This is a genomic window from Lysinibacillus sp. 10T31 (assembly GCF_056394365.1).
Genome location: NZ_JBFTHS010000050.1, coordinates 25,736 through 48,220, shown reverse-complemented (window position 1 = coordinate 48,220; position 22,485 = coordinate 25,736). Strand labels below are relative to the sequence as shown.

Sequence of the window (22,485 nt, the reverse complement as noted above, 5' to 3'; positions counted from 1 at the left end):
GGATTACAGTTTAGTTGTTCTTGCTCTTTTTTAGTAAATAATCTTTTCGTCATTTCATTTCGCTCCGACATCTTTTTTCTCATTATAAACAAAAGTACCCTATAGGATAGACTTTTTTCAAAGTGTCTATCTTATAGGGTACAGTTTATGCATAGGCAGCTCTTTTTTTCTTTATTGAACTAACAATGCAGTTTAGTTGAAGAGTGTTGTTCAACAATCGGGCCAGATTGTTGAATAACATTCTTTAACGAAAGGTTCCAAAACGACGCTTTTGGAATGTTATTTAGGGTATTCGTAACAAGTGATGGAATACCCAATTTAATTATTATGGATTACTACATAATTTACTCATATTGTGAAGTAATGCATCTTCTATTTATTCATTCATGTATTCTGGCCATATTTTAAGGCATTAAGTTCTAGGTCATACTTGCATCGGAGCTTCGTAACTACCTTTGGAAAGTTCGTGATAGCCGGCTAGCTTCTCCTTTGTAAGTGTAATCATGTGGCTCAATTCCTGCTGCTTAGCTTCCAAATCCAACAGATATTTCGAAAGTATTTCTGTTCGTTTATTTAATGTGGGAGTAAATTTAGTAGGGTCTGCCCCTAGCTGTATTTTTTCCATTACACAACCGTCGCGAGTAAATTCTGTGATCTCCTCAAGTGATAAACCTATCTTCTTTAAATTATTTAAACACAGTATATATGAAACTTCGCTCTCGGTATATGCCCTTGCACCTCCTTCGCTGCGATTTGGTCCTTTCAGAACTCCAATTTTCTCGTAATAACGCAATGTATAAGGGGTTAAACCCGTTCTTTCTGACACTTGACTAATGGTGAGCATTGAATGCTTCCTCCTTTGTAATAATGGAATGAAGTAATCGTACACCTTAGAGCTAGCTCTAAGTCAAGTTTTACGAACTCTCACTCTTTTTAAATCCTCCCTTGACTTCGAGTCGACTCTAATTTGTATACTGCATCCATAATAGTTTAGGAGGAATTGCCATGATATCTGAATGTAAAGGTCATTAATCAGTCAATTTTATATAAGAATTAATCAAGAAAGGATGAAATTAACGTGGAAATTACCCCTGAAAACCTTACGTGGAAAGACAGCTACAAATTATATACAGGCTCTATTTTGCCTAGACCGATTGCTTTGGTCTCTACTATCTCAAAGGGAGGTATTCCAAATCTTGCCCCTTTCAGTAATTTTTGCGGCGTATGTCCTTGGCCATTTATGGTAGCCTTTGCTCCTATGATTCGACCCGAAGATGGTACGAAGAAAGATACCACACGAAACATAGAAGAAACAGGAGAATTTGTAATCAATATCGTGACAGAGGATATTGTAACGAAAGTGAATGAAACATCCATAGAATTTGCACCAGACATAGATGAGTTTCAAGAATCCGGTTTAACACCTATTCCCAGCTCGAAAGTGCTGCCGTTTCGGGTTAAAGAAAGTCCCATACAAATGGAATGTGTATTGGAGAATATGCTAACATTTGGGGAAGGAGCAGGATCATCAAACCTTGTTATTGGTCGTGTCGTTAAAATCCACATCGAAGATACACTATACAAAGATGGGAAAATAGATTTAGCCAACTTTAAGCCGGTAGGTCGTCTCTCAGGGCCCCATTATGCGAGAATGTCGGACTTATTTACATTGAAAAGCCCCCAAGGACGCTGACAGGGTCTTAAGAAGGTCAAAACCCAATATTAAATTATTGGAAAGCAAAAATAGACTGGCATCAGCAATAGTACCCTAGAGTAGGGGCGAAAACCAGGGTTTCAACCTTGATACCTATTTAAATTGAGGTATGTTTTAGTTATTCCATTAAAGGGCGCGATTGTGAAGGACGCAGGTAGAAAATGATCAAACTTTTTTATCAAACTGAAATTTAATTCTTCTGGATAAGAATCCATTTTGATCTGTCTTTGTTCAAAATGGATTCTTTTTTTATCGTAAAATACTGGTAGTGGGGTATTTTTGATCGAACTTTATTTCAAAGTAACCATCTATCTCGTTAACAAGACGGATAGACACTTTTTTTATCTTCATTTAGACAAACCCCAGCTACAGAAGTCTCCCACCTTTAGGGGGAGATGGTTGTCCAAACCACTTATCCTGTGTAAACGACCAGTCGTCGAAAATCCATTTACATAATTAGATGAAAATTTTATAGTAAAAACGAATGAAAGGATTGTGATGATATGAGGGTAGAAGTGTCGATTGACCCGGCATGCAAAGAACCAAAAGTTATTATTCACACAGATAAGATAACCGATGAAATAGAGAATATCATGCAGTGTATCACTTCCACTGAAATGAACACATTATCGGTTTTATCACAGAGAGGTGTTGAATTTATTAACTGTGGGGAAATTGTGCGCGTTTATACGGAACAAAAGAAAGTTTTCGTTCAAACGATGGTTAGTATATACAATGTACGCTTTCGCTTGTACGAGCTTGAAGAAAAGCTGAATACACAGATGTTTGTACGTATTTCAAATGCTGAAATTGTCAATCGTAATATGATTATACATATGGACATTAGCAAGACAGGAACAATTGGGGTTGAGCTAAAAGGTGGGATTAAAACATACGCTTCAAGGCGCTATGTAACAAAAATTAAGAAGCAATTAGGGTTATGAGGTGAAAAATGTGCGAAAAGACGTATTAAGTCGGATTATAGGTGGATTTGTCATTGGTGTTGTACTTGGGCAAATAGTACAATTTTTTGTATCAATGGGGATAGTGCAAGGAGGTTACGCTTGGGTAGTTCCTGAATTTCGAGCGTTATTTACAAATGAAATAGTCGCAATTATCACTCAACTTTTGTTGACTGGTTTGATTGGGATAACTTTCGCTTTAGCAGCACTATTTTTTGAAATGGCAAGATGGGGAATGTTGAAGCAGTATATTGTGCACTTTTTTGTAACGGCAATTATTTGGATACCGATTGTGATGATTTTATGGATGCCGAAAACGTTGGCTAATGTTTGTTCCTTATTAGCAAGTTTCTTAGGAACATATGTCGTGACATGGCTATTTCAATATAAGCTTTCAAAGCGTGATATTGAAAAAATAAATGCAATGTTAACAAAAGAGAGGTGAGGAGCATGACGATTGAAATTAAATGCTTAACAAAGCAGTATAAGGAACATGTAGTTGTGGATCAGTTATCTTTAAAGATAAAAATGGGGGAATTTTTTGCACTTCTCGGCCAAAATGCAGCTGGGAAGACGACAACGATTAAAGTGCTTTGTGGACTTTTATTACCAACAGCGGGAGATGCCCTTTTGGATGGGGAAAGTATTGTTCATCATCAGGTCGCTGCTAAAAAGAAATTAAACATTTCTCCGCAGGAAACAGCAATTGCGCCGAATTTGACGGTATTAGAAAATTTGCTATTAATGGGACGAATTTATGGGTGTTCAAAAACAGAGGCAAAGAAACGAGCGAGCGCACAAATGAATTTATTTGGCTTGACTCCTCGTCAGTCTTGTAAAGCCAAAACGTTATCGGGCGGCTATAAGCGTCGATTAAGTGTTGCGATGGCTATGATGTCTAATCCGAAAATACTCTTTTTAGATGAACCAACATTAGGTATGGATGTACGTGCACGCCGTGATTTATGGAAAATACTAAAACAGTTAAAAGGTCAAGTAACGATTGTATTAACGACTCACTATTTAGAAGAGGTCGAGATGCTGGCAGATCGTGTGGGAATTATGCATCGGGGTAGATTACTTGCGCTTGGTACAGTCCAGCAATTAAAACATGAAACAAAAAAGAATTCTTTAGAAGATGTATTTTTAGAGCTTACAGAGGAGGGGGCGCCTTGAAAGCAAGTGTTTTTGCAACAAGAAATCATAAGGAAATAGTACGTGATCCATTAACACTCCTTTTTGGCATGGGCTTGCCAATGATTCTAATGTGGCTATTTTCTGTCATGCAAAAAAATATGCCGTTTGCATTATATGAAATTAGTAATCTCACACCAGGAGTTATTGTTTTTAGTTTCTCATTTCTCACTCTTTTTTCTGGTATGTTACTAGGCAAGGATAAAAGCTCATCGTTTTTAATGCGGATTTTTGCTTCTCCTATGTCAGCAAGCGATTATATTTTGGGGTATGTCTTGCCTCTTCTACCAATTGCATTATTACAAATCATTTTCTGTTTACTTGCTGCTGTATTTTTAGGCTTGTCCTTGAATATATCTGTCCTTTTAATGGTAGGCGTACTTATTGTAATCTCTTTATTGTATATAGGATTTGGTTTATTACTTGGAACAATTTTTACGGATAAGCAAGTAGGAGGTATCTTTGCGATATTTGTCAATTTATCAACGTGGTTTAGTGGCATTTGGTTTGAGCCTGACATGATAGGTGGAACATTTCAATCTATCGCGCAATTTTTGCCATTTGTCCATGCTGTTAATGCGGCACGTGCAGTACTAAGTGGAGCATTTTCAGATGTTTTCGTCTCGCTCTCTATTGTTTTAGGTTATACGGTCTTTATTTTCGTGATCGCTACCCTGTTATTTCAACGTAAGATGCGGGGGCAGAATTAAAATTTAACTTCTTCCAGCAAATGTCTTTTGTAGCGAAAGCGAAGCGGCAGGTACAAATGTTTTTTTGTAACGTAAGTGAAACGGCAGTTACAGAAGTCTCCAACCTCTATAGGTGGTGAAACACCCACTGAAATAGAAGAACTCAGTCTAAGAACGCCACGTCGTGTGGCAACGACTGAGTGACCAACTTCGTGTTGGCCTAAAGCCTCCTTTCCGATTCTGGACGCAATTATGCAGAGGCATAATTGATATTTTATTAGCAGGATTTTAAGGGGATCTCTCGAAATATTTAAATATAAAGGGGGAGAGTGTATGTCAAGTTTACCAATTATAGTAGCTCCGATGTTTTTAGTTTCTAACCCTAAGATGGTTATTGAAGCTAGTAGAGCAGGGGCTATCGGTTCCTTTCCATTATTAAATGCAAGACCCGCTTCAGCATGTGCTGAGTGGCTTGAAGAAATAAAAAAGGCGCTACCTACTGAGCAATGGGCAGTCAACTTTATATGTCACCCTGTAGCGAATACACGTTTTGAGGAAGATTTACAGTTAATTGAACAATTCCAGCCACCAATTGTCATTACTTCACTCAGTAATCCAAAGAGAGTAATAGACATTGTTCATGGCTATGGAGGGAAGGTCTATGCAGATGTTGCGAACGTCAAACATGCTAAAAAGTCTGCTGCCACAGGTGTAGACGGACTAATCCTGGTTTGTGCAGGAGCTGGTGGGCATGGCGGGCAACTGAACCCATTTGGCTTTGTATCTGCGGTTAAGAAATTCTTTACGGGAACTATCATTTTATCAGGCTCCATCTCTAGCGGTGCAGACGTACTAGCTGCTCAAATAATGGGAGCAGACTATGCCTATATGGGTACTCGTTTTTTAGCTTGTGATGAAGGAAATGCACCTGAGGATTACAAAAATATGGTGATTGAAAGTGATACCTCTGATATTTTATATACCGATGCTTTTAGCGGTGTCCATGTGAATGTGTTAATTCCATCCTTATTAAAGGAAGGTATTGATCCTGCAACTTTGAAGCCAAGAGAGGATGTTGATTTAACACATCTCGTGAATGTCAAGGCGTGGCGAGATATTTGGTCTGCCGGACATGGCATCACTAACATTGTCAAACGAGAGTCAGTTCATGAAATACTCATAACTTTGGAAGAGGAGTACGAGAAAGCAAAGCAACGAATAATTTCTGTACAGCCTTTGTAAAAACTATAAAAAGGGCGAGTCCAACCAAATGCATCGGTTGGACCTGCCCTTTAATTTTTAATCATGATTCAAAGTAGCTGCGATTTCTGGTTGTTGTTCAACTTGAAGCAACATATTGAAGGATGCGATGGCTACTTCTACTTGGTCGTCCTTAGGCTCACGTGTTGTCAGTAATTGCAGCCATAAGCCTGGATAGCCAAGGAAGCGTAACACGGGAAGATTACGGCATGCATTTGTCGCTTGGAGTACTTCAAATGATATCCCAAGAACAACTGGAATTAATAGAATACGGTCCAAAATGCGTAACCAAAGTGGATCAGTTGGCACGAAGAAGTATAATAACATACCTACAAACACAGTGAACAGCATAAAACTACTGCCGCAACGATAGTGTAAGCGTGATTGTGCTTGTACATTTTCCACTGTTACGTCCATACCAGATTCATAGCAATTTATAACCTTATGTTCTGCACCATGATATTGGAATACTCGTTTAATTAGTGGAGTTAAAGATATAAAATATAAATAGGTAAGTAGTAAAATTAGCTTAATGCCACTTTCCAGTAATATTTGACCGGTTTTGCCCTCTATCCATTTAGAGAAAAAATCCGCAATAAATACTGGAATTAGTGTAAAGGCAAATTTACCAAATAAAAAGGAAAGAATACCTACAACTGCAACTCCTAAATACATTTGAAGTCTCGAGCCTTCCTCTTTATGTTCTTCTTCCTCGCCAGGTGTAATGTCGTAACGGTCACCTGAAAATTGCATATGGCGAGAGCCTAAACCAGCTGATTCAATCAGAGCTACAACGCCTCGTACCAATGGAATTTTTTTAAGCTTTTGTAAAATAGGGTTTTGAACTTTTTTATAATGATAATAATCAATGGAATCATCGTTACGGCGAATTGCAGTAATCGTATGTTCCTTTCCTCCGAACATTACACCCTCTAACTGTGCTTGTCCCCCGTAAACAGGTGAATTGCTCAAGGCTAACACCACTCTCTTTATATATTTCAACTGTACCATTGTACTAAATTTAGTGAAAAACCTCTAGAGTTACGCATAGTAAAATTTCTATATGGTTACACTAATCGTACAGTTTAGGAAATGATTAACGTTAGAAAAGAAACATTGTGGTACAAGTTAGGAGGATTTTGCTTGAAAGTAGCTAGTATAACATCGCTCGTCAGTGCACTTGTTTTAGCATTGTGTTTAAAGGGACTTCAATACTTTCACCTCATTAAATGGAATCCAATAGGTTTTTATAAGAAGTGGGATATATTTGAGGGTAGCTCAAAACTATTTCAATGGAGCTTTCTCATCTTAGTCTTATTTATGATTGGATTTGTGTTATATATTACGTTGAGATATGTCTATATTATCCCAGCTGTTCTATCTTCTTTTTTGCTCGGCCTTATTTTGTCCATCACATTAGAATGGATTGTTCTGGATTTGCCATTACAATCTTCTTCCTTTAAAAAACTATCGATCCCGTTCATAGTCATTGTTATTTGTCTATTACGTTTCTTGCTTGAAACTGCGAATTTTCATCAAAAGGAGCACACAGCACAAAAAGGAAATTAGTTGCTGTATGCGCCTTGTATGATAAAATAATGGCAAGTACATAGAAAGAGGCGAATATGCGTGAAGTTATTATGTTTGAATGGACCTAACTTAAATCGACTAGGTAAACGGGAGCCACATATTTATGGATATGAGACATTAGAAGATGTGAAAGAAAATGTTCAGAATCTTGCGGCGTCTTTAGGTGCCACTGTTGAGTTTCGTCAATCTAATCATGAAGGGGTACTTGTTGATTGGGTACATGAAGCAGAAGACGAAAAATATGATGGTATAATCTTTAATCCGGGTGCATATACCCATACAAGCATTGCGTTACATGATGCAATTGCAGGGATTTCTGTGCCGGTTATAGAAGTACATATTTCAAATATCCATAAACGTGAGGCTTTCCGTCATCATTCTTATCTCGCTCCGGCATGCCTTGGTCAAATCTGTGGACTAGGTACGAAAGGCTATGAACTGGCACTACGCACATTTATCGAGAGGGAGAATTGATTATGTTGAAATTACAAAAGCTACGTAAGGCACTTCAGGAACAGAACATTGATGGTATTTTAATTACGAACGAGTACAATCGTCGTTATATGACTGGTTTTACAGGAACAGCGGGCGCAGCGATTGTGTCTCAAAATGATGCTGTATTTATTACGGATTTCCGTTATACAGAGCAAGCAGCTGCGCAAGTACAGGACTTCCGAATTGTAAAGCATGAGGCAACGATCATTGAAGAAATTGCAACGCAAGTAAACAACATGGGTATCAAATTATTGGGCTTTGAGAAAGATACTGTTAGCTATGGCACATATGAGCTGTATAAAAATAATATTCAAGCTGATTTAGTGCCGATTTCTGGGCTAATTGAAAAAATTCGCTTGATTAAGACGCAACAAGAGATTAATATTATTAAGGTTGCGTGTGAAATTGCTGATCACGCATTTACACATATCTTAAACTTCATCAAGCCAGGTAAAACAGAGCTTGAGGTTTCGAATGAATTAGAATTTTTCATGCGTAAACAAGGAGCAACTCAGTCCTCATTTGATATAATTGTTGCGTCTGGTCTTCGCTCAGCTTTACCACATGGTGTTGCAACGAATAAAGTGATTGAAAAAGGCGACTTTGTGACATTAGATTATGGAGCGCTGTACAATGGCTATATCTCTGATATTACACGTACTGTGGCAGTTGGCGAGCCATCAGAAAAATTAGTGGATATGTACAACGCAGTACTTGCTTCCCAGCTTTTAGCACTTGAAAAGGTTGGCCCTGGCTTAACAGGGATTCAAGCAGATGCGATTGCACGTAACTACTTAACAGAAAAAGGCTATGGCGCGGCATTTGGTCATTCATTAGGACACGGAATTGGTCTTGAAGTACATGAAGGTCCTGGCTTATCGATGCGTTCAGAAGCGGTGCTAGAGCCAGGTATGGCCGTAACGATTGAACCAGGAGTGTATTTACCAGGAATCGGTGGTTTACGTATCGAGGACGATATTTTAATCACAGAGACAGGTAATGAACTACTAACACATTCGTCAAAAGAACTTATTATTTTGTAAATTATGGAGGAACACAAATGATTTCAGTAAACGATTTCCGTACAGGTCTAACTATTATTGTAGATGGCCAATTATATCGCGTGTTAGATTTCCAACACGTAAAACCAGGTAAAGGTGCTGCATTCGTGCGCTCTAAATTACGTAACCTACGTAACGGCTCAGTAAATGAAAAAACTTTCCGTGCTGGTGAAAAAGTTGAAAAAGCACAAATCGATAACCGTAAAATGCAATACCTTTATGCACAAGGTGACGAGCATGTTTTCATGGACTTAGAATCATATGAGCAAACTGAACTTTCTTCAGCTGCAATTGAATATGAATTAAAATTCCTAAAAGAAAACATGGAAGTGCATATTCAATCATACCAAAGTGAAATGCTAGGTGTTGAATTACCAAACACTGTTGAGCTAGAAGTATCAGAAACAGAACCTGGTATCAAAGGTGATACAGCTTCTGGTGGTACAAAACCTGCAACACTTGAAACAGGTCTTATTGTACAAGTGCCATTCTTCGTAAACCAAGGTGACAAATTAATCATCAATACAGAAGAAGCTTCTTACGTTTCTCGTGCGTAATAAATAAAAACATTCAGCCTACTCTTTTCTAACAAAAAGGGTAGGTTTTTATTTAATTTCTTTCAGCGGATGTCACGGAACTATGCCGAGGCATAATTGATACATATACAGCGAAAGTAATCGAACTTTGTGACCATAGATGGAGAAATAGTAGCTTTTTTTACTAGTATAAAAATATGGTTCTATCATTTGTTATATGGTCATATTTGGAAGAGTTGTTTACAATAATAGTAAGGAGTGAATGCTATGTTACAAACAATTTTTGAGACCAGGTCTCCAATAATACAGGCACCGATGGCTGGTGTAACTACGCCAAAATTTGTGGCTGCCTGTGCAGAAGAAGGTATTTTAGGCTCGATTGGAGCGGGCTATTTAGATGGGGAACAAACAAAAAGCTTTATTCAGGAAGTTAAAAAGCTAACGAAAAAGCCATTTGCTGTTAATTTATTTGTACAGGAAGAGCCACGTATTGATATCAATGTCCTTCAAAAAGCTCGAATGGCTTTACAACCGTTTTATGATGAGCTTGGACTTTCACCTGTACAAAGTGTCATGTCTAAGGAAGTATTTGAAGAACAAGTACAAGCTGTTCTTGATGAAAATGTTGCCATTTGTTCCTTTACGTTTGGTATTCCATCAGCAGATGTTATTCGTCGTTTAAAGGACAACAATGTTTATGTTATTGGTACAGCTACTACATTAGAGGAAGCAAAGCGTGTAGAACAAGCAGGGTTGCAAGCTGTTGTCCTTCAGGGTGGTGAAGCTGGTGGACATCGTGGTTCTTTTACTGAACCTATGCAATTAATTGGTTTGCATGATTTACTGCAACAAATAGTAGGACAAATATCTATACCGATTATTGCTGCAGGAGGCATTATCACGAAGGAAGATGTAAGCAAAGCACTAGCGATGGGTGCTCAAGCGATTCAAATCGGTACGGCCTTATTAGTAGCAGATGAGTGTGAAATTTCACCTCTTTATAAAAATGCCTTGCTTGAATCGAAAGCACAGCAGACGACGATTACTCGTGCTTTTTCTGGTAAACCAGCAAGAGGCCTAGCAAATGGTTTTACGGAACGTATGAAGGATGCTGTTGTAGCACCTTATCCATTGCAAAATGATCTAACTACAACTATTCGTAAAGAAAGTGCAAAACAGGGTAAAGCCGAATATTTATCGATGTGGATGGGTGAAAAGAGCTATTTAGTGAAACAACCAGGTACTGTGAAAAGCATCATTGAAAAGCTACTTTAACTTCTTTCTGATTCCGGACGTAGTTATGCCGAGGCATTATTAATTTCATAAAAATACTAAGATCTCTATACGTATGTATGGAGGTCTTTTTTTGGGGGTAACAACATATATTGCTGTACACGAGGGGGCGTATGAAATGGAATTACAGGACGTATTAAGAGTCGCTGGAGTGGGACTAGTAGTTGCGCTTCTTCATGTCTTCTTTGATCAAACAGGAAAAAAAGAATTTTCGTTTTTCCTATTTTTTATTGCCTACTTATATATGACAGCGGAATTACTACGATTTTTACGTCTATTTTTCAGTGAAATCCTTACATTCTTTCAATGGCTGACCTCTTCTGGGTAGTGTAAATGGAAATTGTCATTGTAGCTGTTGTCATGCTGCTTTTACTATTGCTAATAAAAGAAGTCATAAAGCCACTCCATGCGCTAATTAGTGTAATGTTTTCTTTTTTGTTGTTCGGTATGTTGTTCTCGACACTCCTATTGCCATTCATCAAGCAATTGCTTGAGACTTTAGCTTTTTTGCCTTATGCAAAAGCAATTGTAGTAAGTGCTAGCCTTTTTTATATAGGGCAATGGGTGTCTTTTTTACTTGTAGAACAAAGCTATAAAGTACTCGGGCATATTGTCTATGATGGGGTCAAGATTGTTGTTTTGTTGTACTGGTTCAAGGAATTTTTGGCTGTTTTACAGGAGGTGTCGGCCATTTTACAACGGCTAAACTAAGGGGCGAAGACATTGCTGGAGCAAATATTTTCGTTTTTAACTGATCCATTCTTTCTATTGCTGAAGATGACGCTTATTTTGTGTGGCTACGTTATTATTATTTTGATTGTTAATATGATTTTACCAGAATTTGAAAARGGGACAAGGATACTTTTTTTTCTTATTGTACTTGCAACTATAGGACCGGTTGTTGTGAATTCCTTTAAATTAATAGACGAAATAGCACAAGGGCTTGCTCATTTATTTACTGCATTTTATCCGATTCTTACTTCAAGCTTTCTTTTATCTAGCAGTATTACAGCGATTGCTTCTTGGCAGCCTTTTTTACTTTTTTTTGTACAAGTTCTAACGATTATTAGTAGTAAATGGCTTATTCCGGGAGTACTGTTTGCTATTGTGTTTGATGTCTGCAGTGTCATTGTTAAAGAAATTTCGTTTACTAGAATTGCCGAATTGATTCGTTTTACCATTATGAGCATCGTCTCGGCATCTGTTATTTGTTACATCATTTTAATGTCGGCGAGTGGTGTTGCCGCATTTAGTGTCAATGCAGCTGTTGCAGAGCCTGTGAAGAAATTAATAGAGGAAAATATTCCAGTTGTTGGTTCCTTTATAGTAGATAGTTTTTCGATGTTCCAGCATATGACGCAATTTTCCTCTTCTATTACTAGTATTTCTGCGTTTATAGCGGTTATTACCGTGTCGTTCATTCCAACAGTTCAGCTTGTTGTCAGTGCGTATTCGTTGAAAATGTTAGCTGCTATTTTAGAACCAATTGCCTTCGATGATATTTGTAAACTACTTGATCATGTTAGTAAATCTCTATTTACCTTATGTGCTGTATCATTTCTAATTGCTTTTTCATTTATGTTTTCTTGTTTATTCCTCATCGTTTTTGTACAAGTTATGGCTGGGGGGAGATAGATTGATTCTTTTATTAGCAATGCTCTTTATCTGTCAGATATTTGTGTTTCTAACAGAAGATAAAGAAATAATTTCGCTTACAAAGCTTGTTATTACGTTAGTATTTTTGCAATTGCTATTAAAGATTCCATTTATCAATTCATAGGAGGAAACAAGCGTACATACACTTGAAAAAGAGAAGATGAAAGGAGGCAATGTACAAGTGATGTGGAAAAGAAACGAAAAAAAACAACGTCATTTATAGTCTTAATGCTTATCGCTGCCTCCGTGGGAATTTTCATCATTTTACCAATGTATCAAACGAGTACAACGAATGGGCAAGTAACAACGATGACCAATGAAGAAAAACTTGAGCAGACACTAAAGGCAATGAAAGGTGTTGGGGAGGTTAAAGTCTATTTTTATTACGGAGATATGACAGATGAGAAGGATGACACTAAACTATTCAGTCAATATTTTCGAGGAACTGAACAAGGCACGAAAGAAGTAACAGGGATGCTAATTGTTTCAGAAGGAGCATCAGATATCTTTGTGAAAAATGAAATTCGTGCTGTTGTTAGTCAAGTAATGCAAATGCCGATTCATCGAATTATTATCGTTCCAATGGAGAATAAGGAGGAAAAGTAAATGCGCGTACGTAGAAGAACAGTTTGGTTTATGACATTATTAAGTCTAGTAGCGGTTATTTCAGTGTATTATTTGGTTGATCCAGCAAAACAATTTAATGGACTAACTATTTTCACAGATGACTCATTACAGCAAACTGCGGTAACGGGTGTGACTGATCAAGAAGCAACGAAAGAGGGAGAGACGAAGGAAGTATCTTCTCCAAGTCATTTATTTGAAGAAATGCGCATGCAAGTTAGTGATGAAAGAAGCCAGCTTCGTTTGCAATTAGAGCAGAAGATCGGTTCAAAAGATTACACAGCAGAACAAAAAAGTGAAGCTTATAATGAAATGGATAACCTTATAAAACAAGAATCCTCTGAAGCAATGTTAGAAATGCTTATTAAATCTTCAGGCTACTCCGATGCGTTTGTACGAGCAGATGGTGATAAAGTACAGGTAACTGTTATGGCGGAGGAGCTATCAAAAGCTCAAGCAAATGAAATTATTTATTTGGTAAAAACAGAAATGGAAGGCGCAAATGACGTCCAAGTAAAATTCAGTGCGAATAACTATTAAAAATAGATAGATAAATAGGAATTTTCCGTTTATTTGAAACTATTGTTATATATCAGTATAATGAAAAGGCTTTCGTTTAGTAAAGGAAAGCCTTTTATTTTGTTCATATTTACTTAATTTGCATTAAAGTATTTCAAATTGTTCGAAAAAAATATAAAATAGTATTTGTAGTAGATTTTATTTCATAAGGAGAGTTAGGAATGTTCAAAATTCAAGAAATTCGCGAAATTATTAAATTAGTAGATTCTTCTTCAATTGACGAGTTCGTTTACGAAGTAGATGGCGCAAAAGTTAAATTAAAAAAGAATGGTGTTGTTGTTACTGAAACTGTAGCACCTAAAAAGGAAGTAGTTGCACCTGTTGTAGAACAGTCTGCACCAGCAGCTCCTGTAGCACCAGCAACTCCAGCACCAGCAAAAGCTGAAGAAGCACCAGCTGCAGCACCAACAAATAACGACCCGTCGTTACATAAAATTGTATCGCCGATGGTTGGAACTTTTTATCAATCTCCAAATCCAGATTCACCAGCTTACGTTAAAGTGGGGGACAAAGTTGGTAATGAAACAATTGTATGTATCGTAGAAGCTATGAAACTATTCAACGAAATTGAAGCAGAAGTTCAAGGGGAAATCGTTGAATTACTTGTTAAAGACGGTGAATTAGTAGAATACGGTCAACCATTATTCCTTGTAAAAGCTGAGTAAGGAGTGCACAACCATGAAAAAAGTTTTAATTGCAAACCGCGGCGAAATCGCTGTGCGTATTATCCGTGCTTGTAAAGAGTTAGGCATTCAATCTGTTGCCGTATTCTCAGAAGCAGACGCAGACGCATTACATGTGAAATTAGCAGACGAAGCATATTGTATCGGACCAAAGCTATCAAAAGATTCATATCTTAGCTTCCCGGCTTTACTTAGCGTAGCAGAAAAAACTGGTGCAGACGGTATCCACCCTGGTTACGGTTTCGTATCTGAAAACGCTGACTTCGCTGAAGCTTGTGAAAACGCAGGCATTAAGTTCATTGGACCTTCATCTGATTCTATTAAAATTATGGGTATTAAAGACGTTGCACGTACAACAATGGAAGCAGCAGGTGTTCCACTTGTTCCGGGTACTGGTATTGTTCCAGATATCGAAACAGGTAAAGAATGGGCTGCTAAAATTGGTTACCCAGTGATCATCAAAGCAACTGCTGGTGGTGGCGGTAAAGGTATCCGTGTAGCTCGTACAGAAGAAGACCTTGTAAAAGGCATTGAAATTACGCAAAAAGAGGCTGCTGCAGCATTTGGTAACCCAGGCGTATATTTAGAAAAATTCATCGAGTACTTCCGTCACTGTGAAATCCAAGTATTAGCGGATGGCTATGGTAACGTTGTACATTTAGGTGAACGTGACTGTACAGTTCAACGCCGTATGCAGAAATTAGTAGAGGAAGCTCCATCTCCAGCACTATCTTCTGAGCGTCGTGCTGAAATGGGTGCCGCTGCCGTTAAAGCTGCAGAAGCTTGTAACTATGAAGGTGCTGGAACAATCGAGTTTATTTATGACTATCAAGAAGATAAATTCTACTTCATGGAAATGAATACTCGTATCCAAGTAGAACACCCAGTAACTGAAATGATTTCTGGTGTAGATCTTGTACAACAACAATTAAAAATTGCATCTGGTGAAAAACTTCCTTTCACTCAAGATGATATTCAATTAAATGGATGGGCAATTGAATGCCGTATTAACGCAGAAAATGCTTATAAAAACTTCATGCCATCAGCTGGTACTGTAGATACTTACGTAACTCCAGGTGGCTACGGTGTACGTATTGACTCTGCTGTATATGCTGGCTATACAATCCCACCATACTATGACTCTATGGTTGCAAAACTAATTGTTCATGCCAATACACGTGAAGAAGCGATTGCGAAAATGAATCGTGCGCTTAGCGAATTTGAAGTATCTGGTCCTGGTATCAATACAACAATTCCGTTCCACCAAGCATTGATGAACAATGACGTTTTCAAATCAGCGCAATTCAATACGAAGTTCCTAGAAGAGAATGATGTTTTGGGGACAAGCAAGTAATTGATTTGTAACAAAGGAATAGAGCGCTAACGTTTATTCCTTATACCTTCTGACTTTACTAGTCAGGAGGTTTTTTATTTGTCTGAAATTAATCAGCGTTCAGGTTTATTTGATTAAAAGATATGAAAGGCAAAATTAATCTTAATTTTGACGCTCAATTATCGCAATTAGAGCAGGCGGCATCGCTAAATGCGCTAACGAGTTGAGCCGTCCGTTTTGCGCCAACATTACGGGCGATATACACGCCAGAGTCAGCGCCAACGCCTAGCTTTTATTAGTTTTAACTAATATCCTCCGTTTGTTTAATGAAATTTTGAAACAGTCTTACAGTATTCTTCTAACTCACTCAATGTAAATAGTAATGTAATTGGGAAATCACTTGAAGTTTCTTTTGAATATGTTAAATGAACTACAGCATATTTATTTAGCTTTTCAATCCAAAAAATAACATCATCATTATCTTCTCTTCTAGCCACTGCTACAGCTTCTTTTCCGTAGAGAATGTGTTTTAGTGAAAGTTCTTTCTCTAACTCTTTAGTTAGGAATTCTGACATGCTTGTTGAAATCAACCACCAGGGATCGTTCATAAAATTTTTTAATAGTTCTTGCATGTTAGATGACCACTTCCAATTAATTAATTTTCTAAACTTAATTCAACGTTATATTCTAACATTCCTTCTTGCACTAACCTGACTTGATAGTTGAATGCGGAAGATTTTTCAGAAGTGAGCCTTGACGAACAAACTAACAACACATCGATTTGCCTTTAAATGACCGCTTAATTAGCGCCATATTTTATCCTAAACGGCTTAAAACAACTAAATCAATGGTAAGACAGCGTGGATCCATCGAGGAAAATATTTAAATGTTTTTTGCGGATATCTTGTTCGAAAACGGGATTATGCTTGGGTATAAGTAATGAGGAAACATAACACCTTTATTTCGCCTTTATAAACGTGGCTAAAACCGGCTTTAAATCGCAAGTTGACGTAATTATTGACCAAAGCGTTGCGACGCTAAATCAAACGGAATTGTTAGGAGGATAGAACGGAATGGATATCACAGTAGGTATAGTTAATATCCAACGTAAACTACTCGAACGTACTGGGCGTAAAACAGACGCATATTACAGTGAAGGTCTAGGTGCCTTGTATGTATTCATGGGTGAGCCTTTAACGGCCAGCAACGTAATTTACGCAGTGTCCGAAATGGAGCTAATGATGAACGTTATTTAAGGGGGGAGTGGACAATTTTTACAGGATCGTTAAATATGCACGAAAAGCAAGATCGGCGTTTTTTGAAAATATACAATCGTTTTGGTTTAACGGACACCGATGTCCGGTTACCTCTCGAATTTAGCTTCCTAGATGCGTTAATGCCGCTGGCTTTAAAAGACCTCCAAATATTAGGGTATTAATACCATTTATGAAGCATGTTATTTAGATGTGTTATAATCAAATTTGTGAAGAAATGTAAATTAACGGTGCAGTATCGTTAAATGAACTAGGGGGACAGATGATGGATAATCAATATGTCGTAGGTTGGGGTACATTAGCGTTGATAAATGCTGCACTTGCACAAGGGAAGAATAGGACGGGGGTAAATTGGTTTTTACTTTCTCTTGTATTAGGTCCATTGGCAACACTAATTTTGTTATTTGTTGAAAAGAGACAGTAACACTACATATTCACAATAATTTTATATAAGTTAATAAAGTGAGAAGCGTTGTAATGTAGACTCTCACTTATTCAACAATTTGGGTGTTTAATAAGTCGATTATTGATCGGCTTATTTTCTATATACTAATGTACTTATCGACATTAACCTGTCCCGAATAAATTAAATCGGCTTTACGAAGCCAAACCTTCCTTTTTATAGTATAATAAGCGTAAGTACAGCATTTGTTTGTGATGTGTAAGGGAAAGGATGATATTGTATGGCAGAGAAAGTAGGACAATCTTTCGTACAACCAACGCCTTCTGGAAAAGAAGAACTTGGGAAAATTGAAGTAGCAGCGGAAGTAATCGAGGTTGTTGCTGGAATCGCAGTGAACGAGGTAGAAGGGGTCGCGGCAACTCGTGGTAATATTGCTACTGGCGTAGTAGAACGCTTCGGTAAAAAAGTTCACAATAAGGGCATTAAATCGGGTGTTACTGAAACTGGTGAGATTGCCATTGATGTATTTTGCTCTGTAAAATATGGCTATACAATTCCAAAAGTGGCGAAGGAAGTACAAACTCAAATTCGCCAAGCGATTTATAATATGACAGCACTTGAAACAGCAGAAGTGAATGTACACATTACAGGTATTCACTTTGAAAAAGAAGAAGCAGCTGTACAAGAATAAAAAGAAGGGTTGCCTATATGGCAATCCTTCTTTTTGCGTTGTTGATGGAAATTGATCAGCAGTGATTAGTAGCGCTACTTTTTTATACTTCAATTTGCTTTGGCTTTCTCCAGAACAAAGCAAGTATTACGCCGATTGTTAATACAATTGTCGCAAAGTAATATGGATAGTTTAAATTTATATCGAATAATATCCCACCTAAAATAGGACCAAAGATATTACCGAGACTTGTAAACATGGAGTTCATGCCACCGACGAATCCTTGTTCATTACCAGCGATTTTCGATAAATACGAGGTAACGGCAGGACGTATTAAATCGAAGCCGACGAAAATAAAGAAAGTGACAAATAATATAGCGAAATAGTGGCTAACAAAGGTCATAGCAAATGTTAAAACAGCAGATAGGATGAGTGAATATCGGATAAGATTAATTTCACCCATTTTCTTTGTCAGCCAATCGAATAACATTAGCTGAGCAAGGGCCCCGACTACTCCACTACCTGTAATAATAATCGCAATATCTGAAGGCGTGAATGCGAATTTATGATCCACAAATAGGCTAAATAACGACTCAAATGCAGCTAAACCAAATGATAGTACGAAAATAAGTACGAATGGGATAAGGTATAGCGGGCTAAAAATGCGCTTCACACTGCCTGAAATTGATGGTGCAGACTCAACATCATTTGAAGCACGTGTAGGCTCTTTTAGTAATATAATTGACAAGATAGCTGCTATAAATCCAAGTATACCAGCAGCGTAAAATGGTATGCGTGTTCCGAATTCTGCTAAAAATCCACCGATTCCAGGCCCGATAATAAAGCCAGTACTAATCGCTGCACTCATATAGCCTAGTGCCTTTGAACGTTGTGACAATGTTGTAATATCAGCGATATATGCAGTCACAGCTGGCATGATAAAGGCAGCACTTACACCACCTAGCATACGTGAGATAAAAAGTATTTCAACTGTGCGTCCAAGTCCGAATAGCAGCTCTGAAAAACCGAATATAACAAGTCCTGCAATGATCATTATTTTTCGGCCGATACTATCCACCATTTTACCGGCAATCGGTGAGACGATAAGTTGAGTAATAGCAAATGCTGCCACCATATAACCAACGACAGAGCCTGAAATTTTCAGCTCATTCATGATTGTTGGTAGCACAGGAATAACTAAACCAATACCTAAAAAGGCAATGAATAAATTCGATAATAAAATACTTAAGGTCAAAATTTGTTTCTTGTTCATTTTGTTCTCCTTCAATCTTTCACGATACATGAATCTAAATCTACTAAAATCTTCCCACGTAATACAATAAACCCTATAGTAACTATAGGGTCAAAAGATTTGTTTTGGTTTTTTTCAGTTTATTACAGTGTGGAAGTATTAGTTCGCAGTTATACAAGGTGGTACAATAAATTTCTTTTCATGCTCCGAAGTCAATGTATCAGGTATTCTCCAATAGTAATTCCAAAAGAAGTTTCGTATGGCATCAAAACGAATTTTATGTTTACAATCCTCGCAGTAAAATAGGTGAGATTTGTGTTCTTTGTATTGTTTATATTGTTCCTCACCCTCATATAACTTGAAAGTTCTTTTACAGCTTGTACATATAACTTCATAATGCATAAAGATGAATTATTTTCCTTAATTATAACATTCCTGTTATTTAAACAATAATGGTGGATTTTCATTTTTCAACATTTAATTTCATAAAGTTGATTGAAGGGTGATAAAATAAACAAAAACTTGCTTGAAAAAGGTATCAGATTATTTAAAACTTGCTTGAATTCGTGTTTCTCGTACGAATTTATGCTATTATAAACCTTAATGCCACTTAAGAAGGAGAGCTTTACATGAAACGACATGAAGCACGCGAAAAAGCGTTGCAAGTTTTGTTTCAGCTAGACAATACTGAACTAACAGTAGAAGAAGCAATGGGCCATATCAAAGGCCAGCCAACAAATGTCTTCTACGAAAAGATTGTTACTGGAACAGTTGAACATTTAGAGGAAATCGATGCTACTTTAGAGCAGCATCTTGAAAAGTGGTCACTTGCCCGTTTACCAAAAATTGAAAGAACGGTTTTACGTCTAGCTGTATACGAGATTTTATACATGCCAGAAACACCAAAAAGAGTAGTACTTAATGAAGCAATCGAGTTATGCAAAACATTTGGCGACGATGGCTCGTCGAAATTTGTTAATGGCGTACTTTCTAAATTTACAGAACAATAAAATGTGTTGAATTGGAAGGAGTAACTAAGGTCTATGTCAAGTGCAATTATTAATGGTAAAGAAATTGGTCAAGAAATTCGTAATTCAGTAGCAGAGCGAGTAACGCGTTTAAAAGCGCAAGGATTAACACCAGGCTTAGCGGTTGTTTTAGTAGGAGACAACCAAGCCTCAGCTACATATGTGAGAAATAAGCAAAAATCTTGTGAAGCCATTGGTATGTTTTCTGAGCTAATCAAACTACCAGAGGAAACTACGCAGGATGCATTATTAGCACAAATTGAATTATTAAATAATCGTGAAGATATTCATGGTATTTTAGTACAATTACCACTCCCAAAACATATTGATGAGGATACTGTTATTGCCACAATTGCTGTCGAAAAAGACGTTGATGGCTTCTCACCAGTAAGTGTTGGGAAAATGATGCTTGGCCAAGAAACATTTTTGCCTTGTACACCTTTTGGCGTAATGAAGCTTCTTGAATATTCAGGAATTGAAATAGCAGGAAAGCATGCGGTCATCGTGGGTCGTAGTCATATAGTTGGGAAACCAATGGGACAACTTCTACTACAAAAAGATGCAACCGTTACATATACGCATTCTAAAACACCAAATTTACCTTCATTCACTAAACAAGCAGATATATTAATTGCAGCAGTTGGACGTGCAAACTTTATTACGAAGGAGCATGTTAAAGAAGGCGCAGTTGTTATAGATGTTGGCATTAATCGTGATGAAAACAACAAGCTTTGCGGGGACGTAAACTTTAGTGAGGTCGATGGTATTGCTTCTCACATTACACCTGTACCAGGCGGTGTAGGACCAATGACAATTACTATGCTACTATTCAACACAGTTCAAGCAGCAGAAAATAAGCTTGCACTTCAAGTTAAGTTATAATTTAAAATGACTCTTTAGTTTGCAAAAAGCTATCTCAATATTTTTATTGAGGTAGCTTTTTTTGCATTATTTTACTTTCTAGGTATTCTTTGTGAACTTTTACATTGCCTTCAACGTCTAATGTAACGTTTGGGTCATACATATTAATAGGGAGGTTTTTATGGAAAACATAGATTTAATACTAATAATCAAACATATCATTATCGGTCTTGTACAAGGATTTACTGAGCCAATTCCTGTATCATCGAGCGGACATGTTATGATTGCTAGCGAAATTCTTGGTCTTGGTGAGCAAGGTTTTACTTTTGCTATTTTAACGAACACAGCTTCTTTACTAGCTATTGTTTATATTTATCGAGCGGATATCGTACGGCTCATTACAAACTTTTTCCTTTATCTAAAAACACGAAAGAATCGTTATAAAGCTGATTTCCGTTTTGCCGTATTCATTGTGATTGGTTCTATCCCAGCAGGCGTTTTAGGTGTTTTATTAAGCGATGTAATTGCGGAAAATGTTAGTATGACTACGATTGCACTTATGCTATTTGTGACAGGTATTGCCCTATGGCTAATCCGTAATATGCGTGGTACGAAAAAGGATGCGGATTTGACTGCTAAAGATGCCATTATCGTAGGTCTTGGTCAAGCTGTAGCTTTAACACCTGGCATTAGCCGTTCAGGAGCAACAATTATTTCAGCCATTGCAGTTGGTATGAAGCAGGAAACTGCTTTGCGATTTTCCTTTATGCTTTATATTCCTGTCAGCCTTGGTGGGGTTGTCCTTGGAATTTCAGATTTTATAAATGAACCAAATAAGGGTGATCTAGCAATTCCTTACGCTGCGACATTTATTGTGACATTATTTATGACTTATTTTGCAATGCGTTGGTTTATGGGAATCATGAAAAGTGGCAAGCTTAGCTACTTTACATATTATTGCTTTCTTGTAGGTACTCTCTTATTAATATTTTATTAATTTGAAAAGCCTCATAACTATAAATTAGTTGTGAGGTTTTCTTGTTGTTGAAAAACGCCCAGCCGGAACGAAACAACCCCTCACTTTGCTGGAAAATCATATTAGAATTCCTGGATTTGTAAATTAAATACATTTGCAAATGCAATCATATCAATTTAAAAAAGCTTTATTAAGGTAACTTTTATATAGAAATGTTATAGTAAGTTTTTCAAAATATGAGAAAGACATTCGTTTTTTCAACGAAACTGCATTTTGGCACGTCAGGCTCAATAAAAAATGTTATGATAGGTGTAGTTTTGTGAAAAACTTGATTTTAGTAAAGGAGCCGGAA

The 22,485-nt window shown here is 37.3% G+C and carries 29 protein-coding genes; 25 read left to right on the top strand and 4 right to left on the bottom strand.

What is annotated here, in order from left to right; genetic code table 11:
• Positions 1-424: 424 nt before the first annotated feature.
• Positions 425-844 (bottom strand): MerR family transcriptional regulator, encoded by a 420-nt coding sequence (locus AC1DCY_RS22265; RefSeq protein WP_477353576.1) that lies wholly within the window; start codon positions 842-844, stop codon positions 425-427.
• Between the two features lie 234 nt (positions 845-1,078).
• On the opposite strand from AC1DCY_RS22265, the gene AC1DCY_RS22260 reads away from it, so the two are divergent.
• From AC1DCY_RS22260 to AC1DCY_RS22235, 6 genes are all read left to right on the top strand, one after another.
• Complete coding sequence (locus tag AC1DCY_RS22260; protein WP_477353574.1) at positions 1,079-1,693, top strand: flavin reductase family protein; 615 nt, start codon at positions 1,079-1,081, stop codon at positions 1,691-1,693.
• 524 nt (positions 1,694-2,217) lie between these two features.
• Positions 2,218-2,658, top strand: coding sequence for a LytTR family DNA-binding domain-containing protein (locus AC1DCY_RS22255; protein ID WP_477353572.1), 441 nt, complete (start codon positions 2,218-2,220; stop codon positions 2,656-2,658).
• A gap of 10 nt (positions 2,659-2,668) precedes the next feature.
• Positions 2,669-3,121: a DUF3021 domain-containing protein gene (locus AC1DCY_RS22250; protein ID WP_477353570.1), complete on the top strand. Its 453-nt coding sequence runs from the start codon at positions 2,669-2,671 to the stop codon at positions 3,119-3,121.
• A 5-nt stretch (positions 3,122-3,126) separates the two neighbouring features.
• Complete coding sequence (locus tag AC1DCY_RS22245) at positions 3,127-3,852, top strand: ABC transporter ATP-binding protein (RefSeq protein WP_477353568.1); 726 nt, start codon at positions 3,127-3,129, stop codon at positions 3,850-3,852.
• Positions 3,849-4,580: an ABC transporter permease gene (locus tag AC1DCY_RS22240; protein ID WP_477353566.1), complete on the top strand. Its 732-nt coding sequence runs from the start codon at positions 3,849-3,851 to the stop codon at positions 4,578-4,580. Before AC1DCY_RS22245 ends, AC1DCY_RS22240 begins: the two co-directional genes overlap by 4 nt.
• Positions 4,581-4,892: 312 nt before the next feature.
• Entirely contained in the window at positions 4,893-5,801 is a 909-nt protein-coding gene (locus AC1DCY_RS22235) for an NAD(P)H-dependent flavin oxidoreductase (protein ID WP_477353564.1), read from the top strand.
• 57 nt (positions 5,802-5,858) lie between these two features.
• On the opposite strand, the gene AC1DCY_RS22230 is transcribed toward AC1DCY_RS22235, so the two are convergent.
• Positions 5,859-6,791 carry a DUF1385 domain-containing protein gene (locus AC1DCY_RS22230; protein ID WP_477353562.1) on the bottom strand — a complete coding sequence of 311 codons (933 nt, stop codon included), beginning with the start codon at positions 6,789-6,791 and terminating at the stop codon, positions 5,859-5,861.
• Between the two features lie 171 nt (positions 6,792-6,962).
• Between AC1DCY_RS22230 and AC1DCY_RS22225 the strand changes: the two genes are divergently transcribed.
• The 13 genes from AC1DCY_RS22225 (at position 6,963) to accC (ending at position 15,690) form a co-directional block, all read left to right on the top strand.
• Positions 6,963-7,388 carry a hypothetical protein gene (locus AC1DCY_RS22225; RefSeq protein WP_477353561.1) on the top strand — a complete coding sequence of 142 codons (426 nt, stop codon included), beginning with the start codon at positions 6,963-6,965 and terminating at the stop codon, positions 7,386-7,388.
• 60 nt (positions 7,389-7,448) lie between these two features.
• Positions 7,449-7,883: a type II 3-dehydroquinate dehydratase gene (gene aroQ, locus AC1DCY_RS22220; RefSeq protein WP_477353559.1), complete on the top strand. Its 435-nt coding sequence runs from the start codon at positions 7,449-7,451 to the stop codon at positions 7,881-7,883.
• 2 nt (positions 7,884-7,885) lie between these two features.
• Positions 7,886-8,947 carry a M24 family metallopeptidase gene (locus tag AC1DCY_RS22215; RefSeq protein WP_477353557.1) on the top strand — a complete coding sequence of 354 codons (1,062 nt, stop codon included), beginning with the start codon at positions 7,886-7,888 and terminating at the stop codon, positions 8,945-8,947.
• A gap of 17 nt (positions 8,948-8,964) precedes the next feature.
• Complete coding sequence (gene efp, locus AC1DCY_RS22210) at positions 8,965-9,522, top strand: elongation factor P (RefSeq protein ID WP_477353555.1); 558 nt, start codon at positions 8,965-8,967, stop codon at positions 9,520-9,522.
• 246 nt (positions 9,523-9,768) lie between these two features.
• A complete protein-coding gene (locus AC1DCY_RS22205) occupies positions 9,769-10,776 on the top strand; it encodes an NAD(P)H-dependent flavin oxidoreductase (protein ID WP_477353554.1) in 1,008 nt (335 codons plus the stop codon).
• Between the two features lie 136 nt (positions 10,777-10,912).
• Positions 10,913-11,122, top strand: a complete 210-nt coding sequence (locus tag AC1DCY_RS22200) for a stage III sporulation protein AC (RefSeq protein ID WP_285400502.1) — start codon at positions 10,913-10,915, stop codon at positions 11,120-11,122.
• 5 nt (positions 11,123-11,127) lie between these two features.
• A complete protein-coding gene (locus AC1DCY_RS22195) occupies positions 11,128-11,505 on the top strand; it encodes a hypothetical protein (protein ID WP_477353553.1) in 378 nt (125 codons plus the stop codon).
• A gap of 12 nt (positions 11,506-11,517) precedes the next feature.
• On the top strand, positions 11,518-12,429 hold the full coding sequence (locus AC1DCY_RS22190) for a stage III sporulation protein AE (RefSeq protein ID WP_477353552.1): 912 nt from the start codon (positions 11,518-11,520) through the stop codon (positions 12,427-12,429).
• Position 12,430: 1 nt separating this feature from the next.
• A complete protein-coding gene (locus AC1DCY_RS22185) occupies positions 12,431-12,574 on the top strand; it encodes a hypothetical protein (RefSeq protein ID WP_199777723.1) in 144 nt (47 codons plus the stop codon).
• Positions 12,575-12,636: 62 nt separating this feature from the next.
• Positions 12,637-13,056, top strand: coding sequence for a hypothetical protein (locus AC1DCY_RS22180; protein WP_477353551.1), 420 nt, complete (start codon positions 12,637-12,639; stop codon positions 13,054-13,056).
• Complete coding sequence (locus AC1DCY_RS22175; RefSeq protein ID WP_477353550.1) at positions 13,057-13,614, top strand: SpoIIIAH-like family protein; 558 nt, start codon at positions 13,057-13,059, stop codon at positions 13,612-13,614.
• A gap of 200 nt (positions 13,615-13,814) precedes the next feature.
• Positions 13,815-14,318 carry an acetyl-CoA carboxylase biotin carboxyl carrier protein gene (gene accB / locus AC1DCY_RS22170; protein WP_477353549.1) on the top strand — a complete coding sequence of 168 codons (504 nt, stop codon included), beginning with the start codon at positions 13,815-13,817 and terminating at the stop codon, positions 14,316-14,318.
• Positions 14,319-14,331: 13 nt separating this feature from the next.
• Complete coding sequence (gene accC, locus AC1DCY_RS22165) at positions 14,332-15,690, top strand: acetyl-CoA carboxylase biotin carboxylase subunit (RefSeq protein WP_477353548.1); 1,359 nt, start codon at positions 14,332-14,334, stop codon at positions 15,688-15,690.
• Between the two features lie 302 nt (positions 15,691-15,992).
• Here accC and AC1DCY_RS22160 read toward each other — a convergent pair whose 3' ends face one another.
• Positions 15,993-16,301: a hypothetical protein gene (locus tag AC1DCY_RS22160; protein WP_477353547.1), complete on the bottom strand. Its 309-nt coding sequence runs from the start codon at positions 16,299-16,301 to the stop codon at positions 15,993-15,995.
• A gap of 441 nt (positions 16,302-16,742) precedes the next feature.
• Here AC1DCY_RS22160 and AC1DCY_RS22155 point away from each other — a divergent pair, with 441 nt between their 5' ends.
• From AC1DCY_RS22155 to AC1DCY_RS22145, 3 genes are all read left to right on the top strand, one after another.
• Entirely contained in the window at positions 16,743-16,925 is a 183-nt protein-coding gene (locus tag AC1DCY_RS22155) for a hypothetical protein (protein WP_477353546.1), read from the top strand.
• 283 nt (positions 16,926-17,208) lie between these two features.
• Positions 17,209-17,367, top strand: a complete 159-nt coding sequence (locus AC1DCY_RS22150) for a hypothetical protein (protein WP_477353545.1) — start codon at positions 17,209-17,211, stop codon at positions 17,365-17,367.
• A gap of 259 nt (positions 17,368-17,626) precedes the next feature.
• Positions 17,627-18,037 (top strand): Asp23/Gls24 family envelope stress response protein, encoded by a 411-nt coding sequence (locus AC1DCY_RS22145; protein WP_477353544.1) that lies wholly within the window; start codon positions 17,627-17,629, stop codon positions 18,035-18,037.
• Positions 18,038-18,119: 82 nt separating this feature from the next.
• Here AC1DCY_RS22145 and AC1DCY_RS22140 read toward each other — a convergent pair whose 3' ends face one another.
• A complete protein-coding gene (locus tag AC1DCY_RS22140; RefSeq protein ID WP_477353543.1) occupies positions 18,120-19,289 on the bottom strand; it encodes an MFS transporter in 1,170 nt (389 codons plus the stop codon).
• 608 nt (positions 19,290-19,897) lie between these two features.
• Here AC1DCY_RS22140 and nusB point away from each other — a divergent pair.
• The 3 genes from nusB (at position 19,898) to AC1DCY_RS22125 (ending at position 22,154) form a co-directional block, all read left to right on the top strand.
• Entirely contained in the window at positions 19,898-20,278 is a 381-nt protein-coding gene (gene nusB / locus AC1DCY_RS22135; RefSeq protein WP_100544800.1) for a transcription antitermination factor NusB, read from the top strand.
• 33 nt (positions 20,279-20,311) lie between these two features.
• Positions 20,312-21,178 carry a bifunctional methylenetetrahydrofolate dehydrogenase/methenyltetrahydrofolate cyclohydrolase FolD gene (gene folD, locus AC1DCY_RS22130; RefSeq protein ID WP_477353542.1) on the top strand — a complete coding sequence of 289 codons (867 nt, stop codon included), beginning with the start codon at positions 20,312-20,314 and terminating at the stop codon, positions 21,176-21,178.
• Between the two features lie 160 nt (positions 21,179-21,338).
• Positions 21,339-22,154: an undecaprenyl-diphosphate phosphatase gene (locus tag AC1DCY_RS22125; protein WP_477353541.1), complete on the top strand. Its 816-nt coding sequence runs from the start codon at positions 21,339-21,341 to the stop codon at positions 22,152-22,154.
• Positions 22,155-22,485 lie beyond the last annotated feature (331 nt).